Raw genomic sequence first — 6,400 nt, forward strand, 5'->3', positions numbered from 1 at the left:
GCTAATAAAAAATAAGTAGTATATAAAACACGAAAATGAAGAAAACGTTATTCGATAAGGTTTGGGATTCCCATGTTGTACACACCATTGAAAATGGTCCGGATGTACTTTTTATAGATCGCCACATGATTCATGAAGTTACTAGTCCAGTAGCTTTTCGTGGCCTAAAAAGCAGGAACATCCCAGTGATGTATCCCGAAAAAACCTTTGCTACCGCAGACCACAACACCCCAACCATCAATCAACATTTACCTGTACAAGATCCTCTTTCTGCCAATCAGTTGAAGGCTTTGGAGGAAAACTCGGCAGAACACAATATCTCCTATTGGGGATTGGGACACGAAAAGAACGGAATTGTTCACGTAGTAGGTCCCGAATATGGAATTACCCAGCCTGGAGCCACTATAGTTTGTGGGGACTCGCACACTTCTACCCACGGAGCCTTTGGTGCCATTGCCTTTGGGATAGGCACTTCTGAAGTAGAGATGGTATTGGCCACTCAATGTATTATGCAACAAAAGCCAAAATCCATGAGAATTAATGTACATGGATCGCTAAACTTTGGGGTTACCCCAAAAGATGTTGCACTCTATATAATTTCTAAACTTACTACTTCTGGTGCTACTGGATATTTTGTTGAATATGCAGGTGAGGTGTTCCGCAATATGAGTATGGAAGGTAGGATGACCGTTTGTAACCTAAGTATAGAAATGGGTGCCCGTGGTGGAATGATTGCCCCGGATGAGAAAACCTTTGAATATATTAAAGGAAGAGAATTTACCCCTGTTGGAGCTGCTTGGGATAAAGCAATGGCCTACTGGAGTACCTTAGAATCTGATGAAGGAGCCCAATTTGATCAAGAAATAACCTTTGATGCCTCGGACATAGAACCCATGATCACCTTTGGTACCAACCCTGGAATGGGAATGGCAATATCTAAGGACATCCCAATGGCCGAAGATGTTGAGGGCGCTGTAGACACCTTCAGAAAATCCTTGGATTATATGGACTTCAAGGAAGGGGAAAATATGATTGGAAAACCAATCGATTTTGTTTTCCTAGGAAGTTGTACCAACGGGCGTATTGAAGACTTTCGGGCTTTCGCCTCTATTGTAAAAGGAAAGAAAAAAGCAGATAACGTTACGGCATGGTTAGTACCAGGCTCACATAAGGTGGTTAATGCCATAAAAGAGGAAGGCATCCTTGAAGTATTGCAAGAAGCTGGATTTGCTTTGCGCGAACCAGGTTGTTCTGCTTGTTTGGCCATGAACGATGATAAGATACCTGCAGGAAAATACGCGGTAAGTACCTCTAACAGAAACTTTGAAGGTAGACAAGGTCCTGGGGCTAGAACCCTATTGGCTAGTCCGTTAGTGGCAGCAGCAGCGGCAATTACCGGAAAAGTTACCGATCCAAGGGTGTTGATGGAAGAATTGGCCCACTAAATCCTAAGAACAAGAAATAAAATACAATTCGCACTAAGCGCATAGCGCTAAGCAAAAAAAGTAATAATAATGGCATACGATAAATTTGACGTTTTAAAATCGACCGGAGTTCCACTTCCTATAGAAAATGTGGATACGGACCAGATCATTCCAGCACGTTTTCTTAAGGCCACCGAAAGGAAAGGTTTTGGAGATAATCTATTTCGCGATTGGAGATACCATCCAGACAATACTCCTAAAAAGGATTTTGTTTTAAACAACCCCATCTATGGTGGTAAAATATTGGTTGGAGGAAAGAATTTTGGTTCTGGATCTTCCCGTGAGCATGCGGCATGGGCGGTTTACGACTATGGATTTAGATGTGTAGTCTCTAGCTTCTTTGCAGATATTTTTAGAAACAACTGTCTTAACATCGGAGTGCTTCCAGTACAGGTTAGTCCAGAATTCCTTCATAAGATTTTCACGGCGATTGAGGCAGATCCCAAGACAGAGATTGTGGTAAGTCTACCAGAGCAAACCATTACCTTAACCGCTACCGGTGAAAAGGAAAGCTTTGACATCAACGACTATAAAAAGCAGAACATGCTAAATGGTTTTGACGATATCGACTATCTATTAAATATCAAGGAAGATATTCGTGAGTTTGCAGAAAAAGCTCCCTTATAATATAGTTTTTTTACTAAAAAGTTGATTTTACAATTACCCACTTTACTACACCCATTATCTGCACTCCCACGTATGAGAGTTGCAGATAAGGGTTATGTGGCTAAATGGGTAATAGGCATACCTACACTAGTTCCGCTTAAATGAAAAAAAGAAAAATTGAAATAATGGATACCACCCTACGTGATGGCGAGCAAACGTCGGGGGTATCCTTTTCAGCATCCGAGAAGCTTACCTTGGCAAAACTCTTGCTAGAAGAGCTGAAAGTAGATAGGATTGAAGTAGCGTCGGCCAGAGTTTCCGATGGGGAGCTTTCTGCCGTACAGCAGATTACGGAATGGGCAGCGGAGGTTGGACATTTAGATCGCATAGAGGTGCTAACCTTTGTAGATAAAGGCGTTTCTTTAGAATGGATGAAAAAAGCCGGTGCAAAAGTTCAAAATCTATTGACCAAAGGGTCAATGAACCACCTGACCCATCAACTGAAGAAAACCCCGGAACAACACTTCAAAGAAATTGAAGCTACCCTAGCTGCTGCGCAGCAGGAAGGCATCAACAGCAATGTTTATTTGGAGGACTGGAGCAATGGGATGAAAGACTCCAAAGCCTACGTCTTTGAGTTTTTGGATTTTCTATCCACTCAGCCCGTAAAAAGAATATTGCTTCCAGACACCTTGGGGGTTCTTACCCATCATGAGACCAAGGAGTTTATCTCGGAAATTGTAGCGGCTTATCCGGATTTGCATTTCGATTTTCACGGACATAACGATTACGACCTAAGTGTTTCCAATGTTATGGAGGCTGTAAAGGCCGGTTGTCATGGGCTTCACCTTACCGTAAATGGTATGGGAGAACGAGCTGGAAATGCTCCTATGGCCAGTGTAATTGCCGTAATCAACGATTTCTTGCCAGAGGTATCCGTTGGCGTAAACGAAACATCCTTACACAAAGTAAGTAAGGTGGTATCTGCGTTTACCGGATTTGGTATCCCGGCCAATAAACCAATTGTAGGTGACAACGTATTTACTCAAACTGCCGGCATCCATGCCGACGGGGATAGTAAAAAGAATTTATATTTTAATGACCTAATGCCAGAACGCTTCGGGAGAAAGCGAAAGTATGCCTTGGGAAAAACCTCTGGTAAAGCCAATATCCAAAAGAATTTACAGGAATTGGGACTAACCCTAAACGATGAGGAACTCCAAAAGGTTACGGCAAGGATCATTGAATTGGGAGATAGAAAAGAAAAGGTCACCAAGGACGACCTTCCCTTTATCATTTCCGATGTACTGGATAGCAACGCCTATCAACAAAAGGTTTTTATAAAGTCGTACGTACTTACCCATTCCAAGGGCCTAATGCCCTCCACTTCCCTCGCCATCGAGATTAATGGCGAGTTAATTGAGGCCCATGCCCAAGGAGACGGACAGTATGATGCTTTTATGAATGCCCTTAAAAAGGTATATGCCAGCAAAAAACTAAAATTACCCAACTTGGTAGATTACGCGGTACGGATTCCCCCAGGGAGTAGTTCGGATGCACTGTGTGAAACTATCATTACTTGGGATAGGGATGGAAAGGAATTCACTTCCAGAGGGTTGGATTCTGACCAGACCGTATCGGCGATTAAAGCCACCGAAAAAATGTTGAATATAATTTAGGGCCTAGGAAATTAGTTTTCGGCCTTAATAAAATCATAAACCAAAACACATAAAATGAAATTAAACATTGCCCTTTTAGCAGGAGATGGAATAGGACCTGAGGTTATAGATCAGGCGGTAAAAGTATCCAATGCGATCGCAAAAAAATACAATCACGAAATCACATGGACTCCTGCCCTAACTGGTGCAGCGGCAATAGATGCCGTAGGAGAGCCCTACCCGGATGAGACACATGCCATTTGTGAAGCTGCCGATGCCGTGTTATTTGGTGCTATTGGAGACCCCAAGTACGACAACGACCCGTCTGCTAAGGTAAGACCAGAGCAAGGACTGCTTAAAATGAGACAAAAGCTAGGCTTATTTGCCAATGTAAGACCCACCTTTACCTTTCCTTCCCTTATTGATAAATCTCCTCTAAAGCGAGAGCGAATAGAAGGGACAGACCTTATTATTTTAAGAGAACTTACAGGAGGTATTTATTTTGGAAAAAGAGGTAGGGAAGATAATGACAATACTGCCTATGACACTTGTACCTATACTCGTGAGGAAGTACAGCGTTTGGCCAAAAAGGGATTTGAATTAGCTATGACCCGCTCCAAAAAATTATGTTGCGTAGACAAAGCCAATGTTTTGGAAACTTCCAGACTATGGCGCGAAACCGTACAAGCCATGGAAAAGGACTATCCAGAAGTAACCGTTACCTACGAATTTGTGGATGCAGTGGCGATGCGATTGGTACAATGGCCTAACTCCTATGATGTAATGATTACCGAAAACCTATTTGGTGATATCTTGACGGACGAAGCTTCTGTAATTTCCGGATCTATGGGACTTATGCCTTCTGCTTCCGTTGGAACCAAGGCTAAGTTATACGAACCCATCCACGGTTCTTACCCACAAGCAGCCGGGAAAGACATTGCCAATCCATTGGCTACGGTTCTTTCTGCCGCGATGATGTTCGAAGATTTTGACCTTAGGGAAGAAGCGCAAGCCATTAGGGACGCTGTAAACAAATCCTTAGAAGAGGGAATTGTAACAGAAGACCTAGCCGATGGTGGTAAAGCTTATAAAACCAGTGAAATTGGCGATTGGTTGGCCAAAAATATCTAAGAAAGAAATAGCGGATACCGCTAGACACCTACTATAAAATGAAGATCCCAATGATATTACTTATCATTGGGATCACTTTTTTGTTACCTCTATTATACTTTGAATAAGCGCTACTGATTAAAGGCTAGTTTCCTTTCTGCTCTCCGTTTCTTAGATCTTCTATTAAGTACGATCATTACTCCAATTAAAACACCACTACTGGCCATTGCAGCTCCAACCAGACTAGGTGAAGTGAAATCGGCCCCCATAGCAATAGGCAAGCCACCAAAATAAGCGCCAGAGGCATTCCCCATGTTAAAGGCACTGTGATTCATGGATGCACCTAGCATTTCAGAACCCTTTGCAGACCTAATGAAGGCCATTTGTATAGGGGTAGAAACGGTAAATGATATCATTCCTATTACAAAGGTCCAAATTAGGATACCCGTAGGACTACTAGCTATAATACTATTGAGGATTAAAACAGCCACCATTAAGGATAAGCTTATTATTACCGCTTTCATGGGGCTGAATATTTCCGCCATTTTAGCACCGATAAAGTTCCCTACAACCATCCCGGATCCAGCGATGATCATAGCATAACTCACCGCGGTTTGTGTATGTCCGGATACCTCGGTTAACAAGGGAGCAATATAACTGTACCAGGCAAAGAAGCCACCAGTACCTACAATGGTCAATACAATTATCACCCATAGCTCTAGTCGCTTAAATACATTGAGGTCTTTCGCCATTCCTTCCGAAGAAGAACGTTCTTGTGCAGGCATCCAATAGTAAAGCGCAAGCATGGTAAACAAGCCCACAACTCCCACCGATATAAAAGATAGGCTCCAACTATAATGTTGGCCCAAATACGTACCTAGGGGAACCCCCACCACATTGGCCACTGTTAATCCGGAAAACATCATGGCAATCGCCTGGGCCGCCTTTCCCTTTCTGGCCACTTTTCCTGCTACTACAGCTCCAATACCAAAAAAAGCACCATGGGGAAGACCAGATAAAAATCGGGTTACCAACATCATCCCGTAGCTATTGGAGAAGGCAGAAATGGTATTGAAAAGGGTAAACCACAACATTAGGAACAACAATACCTTATGAGCCGCCCACCTACCGCTTAACAAGGTTAAAGTTGGGGCCCCTACGACTACTCCAAGGGCATAGGCAGAGATAAAATGTCCGGCCTGCGGAATGGTAACATCCAGGGAACTGGCCACATTGGGCAAAATCCCCATGATAACAAACTCCGTCATCCCTATTCCAAATCCGCCCATTGCCAGGGCAAAGAGTGCTTTCTTATTTGTTTTATCCGTTTCCATATTCCTACTGTTCATTTACTATCGGTAATTATTTAATTCCTAAGGAACAACCGAAAGTCTTATTTGCTTCTTTACTACTATTAAAAGCCTGCAAAACTACAGCCTTTTAAAGGAATACTATTCTTTTTAACCAATCTTTATGTGCTTCTAGGCAAACGAACCCCAAAATCGAGTAGGAAGGTAGCCATTATTTGGCTACCTGTCCTCT

At 42.8% G+C, this 6,400-nt stretch carries 5 protein-coding genes; 4 read left to right on the forward strand and 1 reads right to left on the reverse strand.

Translation table 11 applies throughout. The features are described from left to right. Positions 1–35 precede the first annotated feature (35 nt). The 4 genes from leuC to leuB all read left to right on the forward strand — a co-directional run bounded on the left by leuC (position 36) and on the right by leuB (position 4,879). Positions 36–1,445: a 3-isopropylmalate dehydratase large subunit gene (gene leuC, locus BV214_RS11510; RefSeq protein ID WP_086477655.1), complete on the forward strand. Its 1,410-nt coding sequence runs from the start codon at positions 36–38 to the stop codon at positions 1,443–1,445. A 69-nt stretch (positions 1,446–1,514) separates the two neighbouring features. Beyond that, positions 1,515–2,111 carry a 3-isopropylmalate dehydratase small subunit gene (leuD, locus tag BV214_RS11515; RefSeq protein ID WP_086477656.1) on the forward strand — a complete coding sequence of 199 codons (597 nt, stop codon included), beginning with the start codon at positions 1,515–1,517 and terminating at the stop codon, positions 2,109–2,111. 140 nt (positions 2,112–2,251) lie between these two features. Next, positions 2,252–3,769: an alpha-isopropylmalate synthase regulatory domain-containing protein gene (locus BV214_RS11520; protein WP_086477657.1), complete on the forward strand. Its 1,518-nt coding sequence runs from the start codon at positions 2,252–2,254 to the stop codon at positions 3,767–3,769. A gap of 54 nt (positions 3,770–3,823) precedes the next feature. Further along, positions 3,824–4,879: a 3-isopropylmalate dehydrogenase gene (gene leuB, locus BV214_RS11525; RefSeq protein WP_086477658.1), complete on the forward strand. Its 1,056-nt coding sequence runs from the start codon at positions 3,824–3,826 to the stop codon at positions 4,877–4,879. A gap of 110 nt (positions 4,880–4,989) precedes the next feature. On the opposite strand, the gene BV214_RS11530 is transcribed toward leuB, so the two are convergent. After that, positions 4,990–6,207 carry an MFS transporter gene (locus BV214_RS11530; RefSeq protein ID WP_245806785.1) on the reverse strand — a complete coding sequence of 406 codons (1,218 nt, stop codon included), beginning with the start codon at positions 6,205–6,207 and terminating at the stop codon, positions 4,990–4,992. Between the last annotated feature and the right edge of the window lie 193 nt (positions 6,208–6,400).

Origin of the sequence: Arenibacter amylolyticus (assembly GCF_002150785.1) — a bacterium.
Taxonomy (GTDB): domain Bacteria; phylum Bacteroidota; class Bacteroidia; order Flavobacteriales; family Flavobacteriaceae; genus Arenibacter; species Arenibacter amylolyticus.